Genomic DNA, 12359 nt, shown 5'->3' on the forward strand with positions numbered 1-12359 from the left:
GATGAGTGACACCGCCACGCCCGTCGCCCCGGAACCGGCGACGGCCGCGAGCAGCGTCGTCGCGGCCCGTTGCTGTTCCTGCGCGATCTGCTGATCATCCTGGTGATCGCCGGCCTGGTCTCCTTCCTCATGAAGACCTTCGTGGTGCGCTCGTTCTACATCCCCTCAGGGTCGATGGAGAACACACTGCTCATCAACGACCGGATCCTCGTCGACGAGCTCACGCCGCGCTGGAACGACTACTCGCACGGCGAGATCGTCGTGTTCAAGGACCCTGGCGGCTGGCTGCCCGTGCAGCCGCAGCGCCCGGGCGCCCTGCGCTCATCGAGGGCGTCGACTGGTTCTTGACGCTGATCGGACTGTCGACCTCCGACTCGGAGGATCATCTCGTCAAGCGCGTCATCGGACTGCCCGGGGATCACGTCGTGTGCTGCAACGCTCTCGGCCAGATCACGATCAACGGCGCGCCGGTGAACGAGCTGTCGTACCTCAAGCTCCCTGAGGGCGATACGCAGGCTTCGAACATCGCCTTCGACGTGACCGTGCCGAACGACGCGCTGTGGGTGCTCGGAGACAACCGCAACCGCTCGCAGGACTCGCGTTCGCACCAGGAACAGCCCGGTGGCGGGTTCGTGCCCCTGGAGAACGTCGTCGGTCGGGCCTTCCTCATCACGTGGCCCCTCAACCGGATCGGCACGCTCGACAGCCACGACGAGCTGTTCAACGGCGTCCCGGCGGCGGAATGAGCGCAACGCCCACGCTGACGCTCGAGCACACGGTGCTCGCACAGCACCCGATGGTCCTCTCGCTGGACGAGGTCGGCCGGGGCGCGCTCGCGGGACCGGTCGCGGTGGGCGCGGCGCTCATGGATGCCGCGACGGCGAAGAAGGCGATCCCGGAGGGTCTGCGCGACTCGAAGCTCGTGCCCGAGGGCAGGCGCGCCGATCTCGCCGAGCGTGCCGCGGCCTGGGTGCCGGCCTCCGCCGTCGGCTGGGCGACGGCCGCCGAGGTCGACGAGGTCGGCATCATGCGCGCGTTGGGCCTGGCCGCCTCCCGTGCGATCGAAGGGGTGTGCGCGCAGGTATCGGATGCCGCATCCGCCGTCGTCCTGCTCGACGGGAACCACGACTACGTCTCGGCCGTCCACGCCTCGCCGCTTCAGGTGCGGGCCGTCGTCAAGGGCGACCGGGACTGCGCCTCCATCTCCGCGGCGTCGGTGATCGCCAAGGTCGCCCGTGACGAGCACATGCGGGAACTCCACGAGGAGTTCGCCGTCTACGAGTGGCACCGCAACAAGGGGTATGCGAGTGCCGCGCATCGCGAGGCGATCCGCGCGCTCGGGCTGAGCCCGTACCACCGCGCGTCGTGGGCGATCGCGGATGCACCGGCCCTGTTCTGACGGTCGGCACTCGGGGCTCTAGGATAGGGAGCATCATGGACGAGGAAGCTTTCGAGGATTACGACCGCGAGCTCGAGCTCGCGCTCTACCGCGAGTATCGCGACGTCGTTTCGCAGTTCCAGTACGTCGTCGAGACCGAGCGGCGCTTCTACCTCGCGAACGAGGTGAACGTCGTCCGTCACGACACCGAGCACGACTTCTACTTCGAGATCTCGATGAGCGATGTGTGGGTCTGGGACATCTACCGCGCCGATCGTTTCGTGAAGGCGGTTCGGGTGCTGACGTTCAAGGACGTCAACGTGGAGGAACTGCAGCGCCGGGAGTTCGAGCTGCCGCAGGAGCTCTCGCTCGACGGCGAGTGACTCTCCCTCCACAATCGGCGATTCTCCGCTCTTTGTCACGCTGACCGTTGTTGACGGCAGGGGCCCGCCGGATTCATCCGGGAGTCTCGCAAGGCTGTCGTCATGGCAGCGAAAGACGAACTCGGGCGCGCAGGAGAACAACGCGCAGCCGAGCACCTGACGACCCTCGGATATGAGATCCTCGGCCGCAACTGGCGGTGCCCGCAGGGAGAGATCGACATCATCGCCCGTCGCGGACGGGAGCTCGCCGTCGTCGAGGTGAAGACCCGGCGCGCGCTCGGCTTCGGGCATCCCTTCGAGGCGATCGACGCCCGCAAGCGTGAGCGGCTGTGGCGCCTGGCCTACGCCTGGGCGGCCGAGCACCCTGATCTCGCGCGCGGCGGCGAAATACGGCTGCACGCGATCGCGATCGTCGGCGTGCACCCGGAGAAGGGCGCGCTCGAGCATCTGGCGGATCTGCGATGAACACCGCCCGCACCTGGTCGATCGCGCTGTCCGGGCTCGTCGGAGAACGTGTCGAGGTCGAAGCGGACCTCTCCCAGCAGACCCCCGGATTCCAGATCATCGGCCTGCCTGACAAGGCGCTCGGCGAGGCGGTCCAACGCGTGCACAACGCCTGTGCCAACAGCGGCCTGCCGATGCCGCGGCGCCGCATCACGGTCAATCTCTCGCCGGCGAGCCTGCCCAAGAACGGTTCGGGCTTCGACCTCGCGATCGCCGTCGCCGCGCTCGCGACCGACGGGCTGCTGAGTCGCGATTCGATCGCGCGCACGGTGCACCTGGGGGAGTTGGGTCTAGACGGGCGGCTCCGACCGGTTCCGGGCATCCTGCCCGCCGTGTTCGCCGCTGCCCGGGCGGGTGCCGAGCGGGTGATCGTGCCGGCGGCGAATGAGGCCGAGGCGAGGCTCGTCGCCTCGATCGACGTGCGCGCTGCCGTGTGCCTGGCCGAGGTCGCGCAGTGGCACGGCGCCGAGATCGAGGTTCCCGATGTCGAGCCGGTGGGCGCGGAGGGGCGGATGCCGCACGAGCAGGAGACGCGCGAGCTCGCCGACGTCGTCGGCCAGCCCGATGCTGTCGACGCCCTCGTCCTCGCCGCCGCGGGCAACCATCACCTGCTGCTGAGCGGACCACCCGGCGCCGGAAAGACCATGCTCGCCCGGCGCCTGCCGGGAATCCTGCCTCCGCTGGATGACGAGGCCGCACTGGAAGTGGCCTCGGTGCGATCGCTGTCGGGAGAGAGCGTGGTGGCTCTCGATCGCGTGCCACCCCTGGAGGCGCCGCACCACAGCGCCTCGGCGGCGGCGATCGTCGGGGAGGGTCGCGCAGCATCCGCCCCGGCGCGATCGTGCGTGCCCATCGCGGAGTGCTCTTCCTCGACGAGGCGGGTGAGTTCTCCGGCACGGTGCTGGACGCTCTGCGTCAGCCGATCGAGAACGGTGTGATCGAGATCCACCGGGCAGGTGTCAGCGCGCGCTTCCCCGCGCGATTCCAGCTTCTCCTCGCGACGAATCCCTGCCCCTGCGGAAACCACGGCGTCCGCGGCGGCGAATGCCTGTGTCCGCCTTCGCAGATCCGGCGCTATCAGCAGCGCCTCTCCGGCCCCCTCCGCGACCGCGTCGACATCGACTTCCCCGTCACCCGCGTCTCGGCCGCGAGCCTGTCGGCGGGCAGCGGGTCGCTCTCGACCGCCGTCGCGCGAGAGCGGGTGCTCGCCGCGCGTGCGGCGGCGGCCGAACGCCTCGCCGGCACCGGGTGGCGCACCAACTCCGAGGTGGACGGCCAATGGTTGCGACAGGGACCACGGCGTCTCCCGCCGAGCGTGGTCACACCTCTGGAGCGCGCCCTGCAGCGCGGGGCTCTGACCGTGCGCGGCTACGACCGCGTCCTGCGACTGACATGGACGATCGCCGATCTCGAAGGCGCCTCGACGCCGACCGCCGACCATCTCGGTCGGGCCCTCTTCCTCAGACAAGGAGCCGTCGCATGACCGAAGACCTTCTCTCCGACACCCCCTCGCTCGCGCTTGCCGGCCGCCTGCATGCCGATCGTGACCCGCGCGAGGTGCTCGCCCACATCGCGTGGAGCGTGCTGACCGAGCCCGGCGACGTCGTGGGCGGCACTCTGCGTGCGCATCTCGGCGCGGCGGAGGCGATCGAGGTCGCGCTGTCGGATGCCGGCGTCGGCGGGGTCTCCGGACGCGCGCTGCACGAAGCCCGCAAGCGGTGGCGTCCGCGTGCGGATGCGGGACTCCTACGGGAGGCCGCGCGATCGGCGCTTCACGCGCAGGTGGGCGTGCTCCTGCCCGGCGACGCTTCCTGGCCCGATGCTCTCGATGACCTGGGAGAGCATGGGCCGGCGATGCTGTGGGTGCGCGGCGATGCGCGATCTCTGGCGGGGGCAGGGAGTGCCGTGGCTCTCGTGGGTGCCCGTGCTGCGACACCCTACGGCGAGAACATGGCCCGCGAGCTCTCGGGTGATCTCGCCCTCACCGGTCACACGATCGTCTCCGGAGGCGCCTATGGGATCGACGGCGCCGCCCATCGGGCCGCGCTCGGGTCGACGGGGACACCGTGGCCTTCCTCGCCGGCGGTGTCGATCGCGTCTACCCGGCCGGGCACACTCAGCTGCTCTCCGACATCGTCGGGCAGGGCGCGGCCGTGAGCGAGGTGCCGTGCGGTTCGACGCCGACGAAGTGGCGTTTCCTCGCCCGCAACAGGCTCATCGGCGCGCTGGGCGCGGCGACGGTCGTCGTCGAGGCGGGATGGCGCAGCGGCTCGTTGAACACGGCTGGGCACGCGGCGGCGCTGGGGCGCCCTCTGGGCGCCGTCCCCGGGCCCGTGACGTCGGCGGCATCCGCCGGCTGCCACCGGCTGCTGCGCGAGTACGACGCGCGTTGCATCACCGGCGCGGACGATGTGCGCGAGATGCTCGGCGAATCCGATACGACCGTTCCTGAGAGCCCTGCCTTCGATCACGAGCGCACGCGCCTGTGCGATGCGCTGAGCACCCGGACGCCGCGGTCCCCGCACGAGGTCGCCCGTCGATCAGGACTCTCGGTGGAGCGGGTTGAGTCGCTTCTGGGCATGCTCGCGCTGGAGGGGGTCGCCCGGCGTCACGAGGACGGCTGGTGCCATGCGGGGTGAGGCCGTCGAAGGGTCAGCCGATTCGGCGGACCGCGGGCAGGCGATAGCTGCCGTCGATGAAGGGCGGCCGGGGCAGATAGGCGCGGGTGTTGAGGTAGAAGCGGCCGGCGGGGGCGGGAAGCCAGTTCGATGTATCGGCCGGCGGGTCGTGCTGGATGTGGATAGTCAGCGACCCGTCGTCGCCGTAGTCGCCCATCGGAGGGATGTCCAGCCACCCGTCGACCGTCTCGCCGAGGCTGTTGCCCGGGCTTCGATCTCCGTGTGCGCAGCAGCGACGCCCCCTTCGATCGCCGCGGCGACGTCGGGCGGGAATCGTGTGAGATCGAAGTCCCGGTGGGGGCCGACGCCGATCGCGGCCAGATCTCGGAGAATGCCGTCCTCGTGGAGAGCGGGCGTATGGAACGCAAGGAGGACGTTGAGCAGACCCAGCAGATCCGGGGAGCCGTACAGCGCGGGGGTGAAAGGCGGGAAGTCCACAACGGGCGCCGGTGCCGGCGCCTCGGTGCCGAGGTGGGCGCTCAGTGGTGCGAGGACCAGCGCCTCCTGGACCGCGACGACGCCGTCGAGATCCTCAGCGCCGCTGATGGCCGTGCGCGTCGCCAGCGCGACGAAGTCGCTGCGCGACACGATGATCCGGGCGAAGTCACCATCCGGCAGGGGCCCGCAAAAACGCGGGCCCACCAGCAACGCCCGGCATCCCTCCGTCCCCGTCGTCCGAGTCCCCAGGTACGCGAAGTTGTCGGTGCTCATGTCGACGAGCTGCATCGTGAAGTACCTGGAGCCCGTGGGAGGGATGTCGATCACGAGCGGCTCAGTGCGCAGGTCGGCGAAGGCCGTGGAGTAGAGCGTGTCGTTGTTCGCGTTGACGATGAGGTCGTAGTCGGCGTCGAAGAGCTCGCGGCCGTGAAGGAAGCGGTTGAACCCCGAGAACTGCGGCGACTGCGTCGCAATGCTCATGCCGAAGAGCGCCCGGTAGTTCTGGACGATCGCGAAGCCGTAGGTGTACGCGCGACGGGCGAGCGCGCGCCGCGTCCGGTGTCAGCTGATGCCGCGTCATCGTCTCTCCGCTCTGAGGCTCTCGATGCCGTTTGGCGCCATCCTCCCACCGCGAGGGCCGCCGCAGGAAGGGCCGATCGGCTCAGACGAGGCGGTAGCCGACGCCGCGGACGGTCTCGATGCGGTCGGAGCCGATCTTCTGCCGCAGGTAGCCGATGTAGACGTCGGCGACGTTGGATCCGGGGTCGAAGTCGTAGCCCCACACCCGGCTCAGCAGCTGTTCTCGGCTGAGCACCTGACCGGCGTGCCTGATGAGCTCCTCCGCGAGGGCGAACTCCCTGGCCGACAGCTCCACCGCGTGATCGCCCACGCGGGCCTTGCGGCTGCGGATGTCCAGATGCAGATCGCCGTGCGAGAGCTCCGGCGCGGCCGCGGGTTCGTCACGCCGCATCCGGATTCGGATGCGGGCGAGCAGCTCGTCGAAGCGGAAGGGCTTGCCGAGATAGTCGTCGGCGCCGCCCTCGAGCCCGGTGATCGTGTCATGCAGCTCGACGCGCGCCGTCAGCATGATGACCGGCAGTCGGGAACCGGAGCCGCGCAGCTGCTCGAGCACATGGAAACCGTCGAAACCGGGGAGGTTGACGTCGAGGATCATGAGATCGAACTCATCCGTCTGGGCAAGAGCGAGTGCATCCGGACCGGTCGCGGCGACACGCGTGGCGAACCCGGCGGCGCGCAGCCCTTTCTCGATGAATCCGGAGATGCGCGGCTCGTCATCGGCGATGAGGATCGACGGCATGACTCACTCCTCCTTGCTTTCCGCGGGCGTCGGCATCGGGGCAGCGGTGGTCGAGGAGGGATCACGACATCCGCCGGCAGGGCGGTCACCCCTCGCGGCACGCGGATGACGAAGCGTGCGCCACCGCCGGGAGCATCCTCGACGGAGATCCGACCGCCGTGGGCGCGCGCGATCACCTGGGCGATGTTCAGACCGAGACCGCTGCCCGTAGGACCGTCCGCCGTCGTGCCGCGATGGAAGCGCTCGAAGACCAGGGCTTTGTCGGCATCCGGCACTCCGGGTCCGAAGTCACGTACCCAGAGCAGCAGCGACTCGCCGTCGACATCGCTTCCGATCTCCAGCCGGCCACCCCCGTGGGTCACCGCGTTCTGCGCCAGCTGCAGCATCGCCTGCGTGATCCGGGAAGCGTCGAGCGAGGCGACGACATGCGCGGTCGCGCCGCGGACGACCTCGCTGCCGACGATCCCCTCCGCCTTGCGAGTGATCTGCTCGAGGAGGTCGGCGGCATCGATAGGCAGCCGCTGCACCGGCGTCGGTCCGTGCAGCGCGGCGGCCGCGGCGAGGTCCTGTACGAGTCGGTCCATCCGATCCAGCTCGTCGATGGCGAGGAGCTGCGTCTCGCGGGCGTCGTCGGCGTCGGCCGGGTCCATCACCTCCAGGTGCCCGCGCACGATCGTGATCGGCGTCTTGAGTTCGTGCCCGACGTCGCTGAGCAGCGTTCGCTGAGAGTCCAGGGCATCGTCGAGGCGATCGAGCATGTCGTTCATGGTCTCGGAGAGGTCGGCCACGTCGTCATTGCCGACGACCGGCAGTCTTTCGCCGAGCGACTGGCCCGTGATGCGTTCCGCGGTCTCCCGTATCTGACGCAGCGGCCGCAGGAGCCGGGTGGCGACGATCGTCCCGGTCGCGGCGATCACGAGCAGGGTGAGCGCGGAGGCGATGAGGAAGGCGCGCCCGGCCGCGTTGATCTCCGCAAGCTCCGCCCGCACGTCGTAGACCATCACGAAGGTCACCTCGGCGGGGTCGGGGAGCCCTCGATCTGAATGGGGGCGGCCAGATATCGCCAGACGGCGTCGTCGGTGGCGTACGTTCCGATGATGGGCGCGACGGGGGTGCGCTGGTCGAGCTGGCTCTGGACGGCCTGGGCGAACACGCCCTCCCTCTCGAGATCGACGTCCAGCCGCACGCCGGGGCCCGGATGATGCTTCCTTCGGCCATGCCCATGGCTCCGGTGTTGTCGTCGGGGCTCATCCGCTGCACGACGGCGGAGAGCGCGTCAGTGCTGCTGGGCCAGGCGCCCCCGTCGGGATTGCCCTCGACCACCAGGAAGCGCGCGGAATCCAGGTTCGCGCGAAGCCGCACGTCGATCTGCTCGAGGATCCGCTGGCGTTCGACGAGGTAGACCGAGACGCCCACCGCCACCAGTCCGAGGGCGGCGACGAGCGTGATCACCGCGACGATGCGAGTGCGCACCGAGATGGTCAGGCGACGCCGACGCGCGGTATCCGGAGAGCTGGTCACGTCTCCAGTATCGTCGTGCCGTCGCGCGCGGCGCCTCAACCTAAGAGACATCTCATGCCGTGGGGCGGCGCGGCGTGATGCAATCGAGGGATGGAAGGCTCCGAACTGCCCGCAGAGGCGACGCTGCTCGCCGAAGCTCTGGACGTCTCGCCCGCGCAACTCGCGATGCACTCGCGCGAGCCCCTCGGCGACGGCTCGGTCGTCGGCATCGACGTCCGCGCTCCGGGGAGGAGGCGGACCTTCTCTATTTCGTCGACACCTCGGGACTGCGCGTGCGCGTGGAGACGGGGATGCTGCGGGGCACCCCGGAGAGCCCGGAGGCGCGCATCTGGCTGCATCCGGCCGACCCGCATCTTCCGGCGCTGGCGCCGGTGGCCTTCGATCACGCGGCGGAGTCGCTCCTGGCGCGACTCGGCCTGACCGCGCAGGAGGCTCCGGCCTTCGTCGCGTACCGGCCCGGTCGACGGGGCGTTCTGCGGGTGCGGACGGATGCCGGAACGGTCTGGCTGAAGGTCGTGCGTCCCTCCCGCATCGAACGCACGGTCGAGGCGCATGCGGCGCTGGCGGCCGCCGGTGTGCCCGGCCCCGCAGTCCTCGGGTGGTCGGCAGAGGGTCTCATCGTGCTCGAGACGGCCAGCGGAACGCCGGCCACCGACGTCGAGTGGCGGGCGGGGGCGCTGCTCGACGAGGTCGACCGTCTCCGTGCCCGGATCCGTGGGGCATCGCTTCCGCGCCCGGTGCGCGGGGTCGCGGTGCGGCAGGACTGGTACGAGCGGCTCGCGTCCGGACTCCCCGGTGCCGTCGGGTTGAGCGATCGCATCCGCGCGGTCATGCCGGCACCCGATGCCGAGGTCGTCGCGGTGCACGGGGACCTGCATTTCGGTCAGCTCTTTCTCGCGGAGGACGGCACGATCAGCGCGGTCATCGACGCGGACACGGCCGGCACCGGGCTGCCCGCCGAAGACGCCGCGGCGTTCATCGCCCACGCGATCGCCAGCGCGCTGCTCACCTCCCAGCCGAACGACGCGCGCGTCTGGGCCCTCGCCGACGCCGCGCAGACGCGGTGGGACGAGGAGCCGGGGGTGCGGGCGCTGACGGCGACGCACCTCGTCGGTCACGCGATCGGAGCCTCGGACGCCGGCGATCCGGTTCGCGCGCAGACGCTGCTCGGTGTCGCCCGCACCGTGCTGGACGGCGGGCTCCCTCGCAGGGGCGCGTCGTCACGGATTCCTAAGAATGCTCTCATGAACTCTTTGGATTGCTCTTAGCAGCGGCGGAGAGGATGAGAGCATCCCGAACGATCACCAGCACCAGGAGGACGCCATGGACAGGAAGAAGTGGGTCGCGTACGGCATCACCGGTGTCGTGGGTCTCGGTGTGATCGCCGGCGGCGCGACCGCAGCGGCGAGCAGCATGAGCCTGCACACGCAGGACGGCACGGTCGTCCCCGGAGGGGCGATCACGGATCGGAAGTCGGTGATCGACGGCACGAACGTGCAGCTGCGCGACACGGGCTCCTCCATCAGCGTCGTGACCGCGCCGACCACGCAGTCGGCAGTCTCGAAGCAGTCGGCGGTGACAAAGGTCTCGGCGCCGAGCGCCAAGTCGGTCGCCAGCGCCGCCTCCGCTCCCGCGGTCTCGAAGAAGTCCACGGTCTCGACGCCCAAGTCCACCACCACGAAGAGCACGAAGAAGAAGCAGAACAGCGCCTCCTCGTACAGCGCCCCCTCACGTCCGAGCCCGCCCTCCGCCCCCAGCGCCGACTCGGCCGCATCCGCGGGATCCGACTGATCCCCACAGATTGGTACCGCGCAGCGAAGGCCCCGATCCCCTCGGGGCCTTCGTCGTGTTCGCATGGCGCGGAACCGGGTCGGATGCCTAAGAACGCTCTCACCGGCTCTTTGGATTGGCCTTAGCCGCGGCCGGAAGCATGGAGATATTCCCAGTCAAGCAGGAGGACATCATGGACAAGAAGAAGTGGATCGCATACGGCATCACCGGCGTCGTGGGGCTCGGTGTGGTGGCAGGCGGTGCCACCGCGGCGGCGAGCAGCATGGACCTGCGCACGCAGGACGGCACGGTCGTCCCCGGGAGCACGATCACGAACGGCAAGTCGGTGATCGACGGCACCACGGTGCAGCTGCGCGACACGGGCTCGTCGATCAGCGTCGTGACTGCGCCGACCGCGCAGTCGGCGGTGTCGGCGGTGTCGAGGCAGTCGGCGCCGAGCGCCAGGTCGGTCGCCAGCGCGGCCTCGGCTCCTGCCGTGTCGAAGAAGTCGAGCGACAGCTCGAAGAAGGCGACGGCGACGAAGAAGAAGCAGTACAGCGCCCCGTCGTACAGCGCTCCCTCCTACAGCGCGCCCTCGCGCCCGAGCCCGGCCTCCGCTCCGAGCGCCGACTCCCCGGACTCGGTCGCGTCCGCGTGGTCCGACTGACCCGACGGCAGCAGACCGCACCCCGAAGGCCCCGGCACATGTCGGGGCCTTCGGCCTGCCCGGGGAATCCCGGCGAGGCATCCACACGGACGCCGCATCGGGCGAGAAGCTGGTGACATGCGGATCTCGGCGGCGGCAGAGGCGTTCACGACGCACCTGGAGCGGGTGCGCCGGCTCTCGCCCGCCACGGTGCGGGCGTATCGATCGGATCTGCGCGATCTCGCCGACGCTCTCGACGACCCTCGCCTCGATGCCGTCGACCTCGAGGGTCTTCGCACCTGGCTCTGGCGTGCGACGCAGCGCGGGGATGCCAAGGCGACTCTGGCGAGACGGGCGGCCGCGGCGCGGTCCTTCTTCTCCTGGGCGAAGGACGAGGGCATGGTGGGCGCCGATCCCAGCCTCCGGCTGGTGACGCCCAAGCGCGGACGCAGCCTCCCCGCAGTCGTCTCGCGCGATGCGATGAGCGGACTTCTGGACGAGCGGAAGCGGGCGGCATCCGAGGGGGATCCGGTCGCGCTGCGCGACCACGCGGTGCTGGAGCTGCTGTACGGGGCCGGAATGCGCGTCTCCGAGCTGTGCGGCCTCGCGATCGACGACATCGATCTGGATCGGGCGACCGCGCGGGTGATGGGCAAGGGGTCGAAGGAGCGTGTCGTTCCCTTCGGAATTCCCGCCCGGGACGCGGTCGCCGCCTACCTGGTGCGGGCCCGTCCGGCGCTGGCAGCGCGCAGCGAGCTGTCGACCTCGGCGCTGTTCCTGGGGTGCGAGGGGGCGGTCTCGGGTCGAGGGTCGTCTACGACCTGGTCGCCCGTGCGCTCGGCCCGGTCGTCGGCAGTGCGACGGTCGGGCCGCACACTCTTCGGCACACGGCCGCGACGCACCTGCTCGACGGCCAGGCGGATCTGCGTGCGGTCCAGGAGATCCTCGGGCACGCGAGTCTGGGCACGACCCAGATCTACACGCATGTGTCGGCCGAGCGTCTCACCACGACGTACAAGCTCGCCCACCCGCGTGCCTGAGCACCTCAGGGGAGCGGAGCGCAGCAGGGCAGCAGCACCGCGCGGGGCACACCCCCGAACAGGAGCATCGGGTTGATGTAGGCACCGTGCCAGCGCACGCCCAGATGCAGGGCTCCGGATGCCGTGTGCCCGCCGGTCGCGAGCATGCCGACGATCGCGCCCGCCTCGACGGCGTCACCGGGTTCGAGATCGGAGTCGACGGGCTCGAGGGTGGTCACGAGACCGCCGGCGTGCGCGATCGTCAGGAGCGGGCGGTCGACGACGACACCGCGGAAGGCGACCGTGCCGGGCGCGGGGAGCGCACGGGTATGCCGATCGCGGCGGCGACGTCGATGCCCCGATGTCCCGCCGACCAGGCGTGCTCGGGCGCGCGGAACGGCTCGAGCAGGACCCGGGCGCCTTCGACCGGCCAGGTCCACTCGTCGCTCGGCGGCGAGAGAGCGTCGGATGCCGTGGGCGACCGCTCCGCGGCCTGCGAGACGGTCGGCGCCGACGCGAGCAGCAGGCCGCACAGCACCGCACCGGCGAGCAGACGGACGGTCAGAGGCGTGCGCATCTCCGCACTCTCGCAGGTCTCGTTCGCCGGAAGCGTCGCCGGTGCGCGCTCGGGAACAACTTCCGGCATCCGCCCCGCTGTGCAGAAGAGGTCGCGGGCCGGATCCTGTTACACTGGAGGTCGCACC

Annotated in this window: 16 protein-coding genes and 3 pseudogenes; 12 read left to right on the top strand and 7 right to left on the bottom strand. The window is 70.3% G+C overall.

Features of this window, described 5'->3' with window-relative positions:
* Nucleotides 1-69 precede the first annotated feature (69 nt).
* The 8 genes and pseudogenes from lepB (KAE78_RS19940) to KAE78_RS13590 all read left to right on the top strand — a co-directional run bounded on the left by lepB (KAE78_RS19940) (nt 70) and on the right by KAE78_RS13590 (nt 4904).
* Nucleotides 70-348 (top strand): signal peptidase I, encoded by a 279-nt coding sequence (gene lepB, locus KAE78_RS19940; RefSeq protein WP_411155954.1) that lies wholly within the window; start codon nt 70-72, stop codon nt 346-348.
* Nucleotides 345-746, top strand: coding sequence for a signal peptidase I (lepB, locus tag KAE78_RS13560; protein ID WP_411155955.1), 402 nt, complete (start codon nt 345-347; stop codon nt 744-746). Before lepB (KAE78_RS19940) ends, lepB (KAE78_RS13560) begins: the two co-directional genes overlap by 4 nt.
* On the top strand, nt 743-1399 hold the full coding sequence (locus KAE78_RS13565; protein WP_223171197.1) for a ribonuclease HII: 657 nt from the start codon (nt 743-745) through the stop codon (nt 1397-1399). The genes lepB (KAE78_RS13560) and KAE78_RS13565 overlap by 4 nt, the downstream gene beginning before the upstream one ends.
* Before the next feature lie 35 nt (nt 1400-1434).
* Nucleotides 1435-1761, top strand: a complete 327-nt coding sequence (locus tag KAE78_RS13570; RefSeq protein ID WP_223171198.1) for a DUF2469 family protein — start codon at nt 1435-1437, stop codon at nt 1759-1761.
* 102 nt (nt 1762-1863) lie between these two features.
* Nucleotides 1864-2226 carry a YraN family protein gene (locus KAE78_RS13575; protein WP_223171199.1) on the top strand — a complete coding sequence of 121 codons (363 nt, stop codon included), beginning with the start codon at nt 1864-1866 and terminating at the stop codon, nt 2224-2226.
* Nucleotides 2223-3748: pseudogene (locus KAE78_RS13580) on the top strand (YifB family Mg chelatase-like AAA ATPase). The gene KAE78_RS13575 and the pseudogene KAE78_RS13580 overlap by 4 nt, the downstream one beginning before the upstream one ends.
* Nucleotides 3745-4601 (top strand): annotated as a pseudogene (locus KAE78_RS13585) (DNA-processing protein DprA); the annotation flags it as partial. The pseudogenes KAE78_RS13580 and KAE78_RS13585, both read left to right, overlap by 4 nt.
* A gap of 84 nt (nt 4602-4685) precedes the next feature.
* On the top strand, nt 4686-4904 hold the full coding sequence (locus KAE78_RS13590) for a hypothetical protein (RefSeq protein WP_223172497.1): 219 nt from the start codon (nt 4686-4688) through the stop codon (nt 4902-4904).
* A gap of 13 nt (nt 4905-4917) precedes the next feature.
* Here the strand turns inward: KAE78_RS13590 and KAE78_RS13595 are convergent, their stop codons facing one another.
* The 5 genes from KAE78_RS13595 to KAE78_RS13615 all read right to left on the bottom strand — a co-directional run bounded on the left by KAE78_RS13595 (nt 4918) and on the right by KAE78_RS13615 (nt 7885).
* Nucleotides 4918-5100, bottom strand: a complete 183-nt coding sequence (locus KAE78_RS13595) for a DUF1214 domain-containing protein (protein ID WP_223171200.1) — start codon at nt 5098-5100, stop codon at nt 4918-4920.
* Entirely contained in the window at nt 5070-5861 is a 792-nt protein-coding gene (locus KAE78_RS13600; RefSeq protein ID WP_223171201.1) for a DUF1254 domain-containing protein, read from the bottom strand. The genes KAE78_RS13595 and KAE78_RS13600 overlap by 31 nt, the downstream gene beginning before the upstream one ends.
* A 181-nt stretch (nt 5862-6042) precedes the next feature.
* Nucleotides 6043-6663 carry a response regulator transcription factor gene (locus KAE78_RS13605; RefSeq protein WP_223172498.1) on the bottom strand — a complete coding sequence of 207 codons (621 nt, stop codon included), beginning with the start codon at nt 6661-6663 and terminating at the stop codon, nt 6043-6045.
* Nucleotides 6552-7712: a sensor histidine kinase gene (locus KAE78_RS13610; RefSeq protein ID WP_223171202.1), complete on the bottom strand. Its 1161-nt coding sequence runs from the start codon at nt 7710-7712 to the stop codon at nt 6552-6554. Before KAE78_RS13610 ends, KAE78_RS13605 begins: the two co-directional genes overlap by 112 nt.
* Entirely contained in the window at nt 7709-7885 is a 177-nt protein-coding gene (locus KAE78_RS13615; RefSeq protein WP_223171203.1) for a hypothetical protein, read from the bottom strand. The genes KAE78_RS13610 and KAE78_RS13615 overlap by 4 nt, the downstream gene beginning before the upstream one ends.
* A 625-nt stretch (nt 7886-8510) precedes the next feature.
* Between KAE78_RS13615 and KAE78_RS13620 the strand changes: the two genes are divergently transcribed.
* From KAE78_RS13620 to KAE78_RS18890, 4 genes and pseudogenes are all read left to right on the top strand, one after another.
* Entirely contained in the window at nt 8511-9488 is a 978-nt protein-coding gene (locus KAE78_RS13620) for a phosphotransferase (protein WP_223171204.1), read from the top strand.
* Between the two features lie 55 nt (nt 9489-9543).
* The gene (locus KAE78_RS13625) at nt 9544-10011 is read left to right on the top strand and encodes a hypothetical protein (protein ID WP_223171205.1); all 468 of its coding nucleotides are present in this window, start codon (nt 9544-9546) and stop codon (nt 10009-10011) included.
* A 139-nt stretch (nt 10012-10150) separates the two neighbouring features.
* Entirely contained in the window at nt 10151-10657 is a 507-nt protein-coding gene (locus tag KAE78_RS13630; RefSeq protein WP_223171206.1) for a hypothetical protein, read from the top strand.
* 117 nt (nt 10658-10774) lie between these two features.
* Nucleotides 10775-11676, top strand: a pseudogene (locus KAE78_RS18890) (tyrosine-type recombinase/integrase).
* A 5-nt stretch (nt 11677-11681) separates the two neighbouring features.
* Here the strand turns inward: KAE78_RS18890 and KAE78_RS13645 are convergent.
* Nucleotides 11682-11894, bottom strand: coding sequence for a M23 family metallopeptidase (locus tag KAE78_RS13645; protein WP_223171207.1), 213 nt, complete (start codon nt 11892-11894; stop codon nt 11682-11684).
* Nucleotides 11895-11917: 23 nt separating this feature from the next.
* On the bottom strand, nt 11918-12301 hold the full coding sequence (locus KAE78_RS13650; RefSeq protein ID WP_223171208.1) for a hypothetical protein: 384 nt from the start codon (nt 12299-12301) through the stop codon (nt 11918-11920).
* Nucleotides 12302-12359 lie beyond the last annotated feature (58 nt).

The organism is Microbacterium sp. NIBRBAC000506063, assembly GCF_017968845.1.
Taxonomy (GTDB): domain Bacteria; phylum Actinomycetota; class Actinomycetes; order Actinomycetales; family Microbacteriaceae; genus Microbacterium.

Excerpts from the sequence above, each read along its gene's own strand:
- KAE78_RS13565 (WP_223171197.1), top strand. The coding sequence starts at position 743 with ATGAGCGCAACGCCCACGCTGACGCTCGAGCACACGGTGCTCGCACAG.
- KAE78_RS13570 (WP_223171198.1), top strand. The coding sequence starts at position 1,435 with ATGGACGAGGAAGCTTTCGAGGATTACGACCGCGAGCTCGAGCTCGCG.
- KAE78_RS13575 (WP_223171199.1), top strand. The coding sequence starts at position 1,864 with ATGGCAGCGAAAGACGAACTCGGGCGCGCAGGAGAACAACGCGCAGCC.
- KAE78_RS13590 (WP_223172497.1), top strand. The coding sequence starts at position 4,686 with ATGCTCGGCGAATCCGATACGACCGTTCCTGAGAGCCCTGCCTTCGAT.
- KAE78_RS13595 (WP_223171200.1), bottom strand. The coding sequence starts at position 5,100 with ATGGGCGACTACGGCGACGACGGGTCGCTGACTATCCACATCCAGCAC.
- KAE78_RS13600 (WP_223171201.1), bottom strand. The coding sequence starts at position 5,861 with ATGAGCATTGCGACGCAGTCGCCGCAGTTCTCGGGGTTCAACCGCTTC.
- KAE78_RS13620 (WP_223171204.1), top strand. The coding sequence starts at position 8,511 with ATGCTGCGGGGCACCCCGGAGAGCCCGGAGGCGCGCATCTGGCTGCAT.
- KAE78_RS13625 (WP_223171205.1), top strand. The coding sequence starts at position 9,544 with ATGGACAGGAAGAAGTGGGTCGCGTACGGCATCACCGGTGTCGTGGGT.
- KAE78_RS13630 (WP_223171206.1), top strand. The coding sequence starts at position 10,151 with ATGGAGATATTCCCAGTCAAGCAGGAGGACATCATGGACAAGAAGAAG.
- KAE78_RS13650 (WP_223171208.1), bottom strand. The coding sequence starts at position 12,301 with ATGCCGGAAGTTGTTCCCGAGCGCGCACCGGCGACGCTTCCGGCGAAC.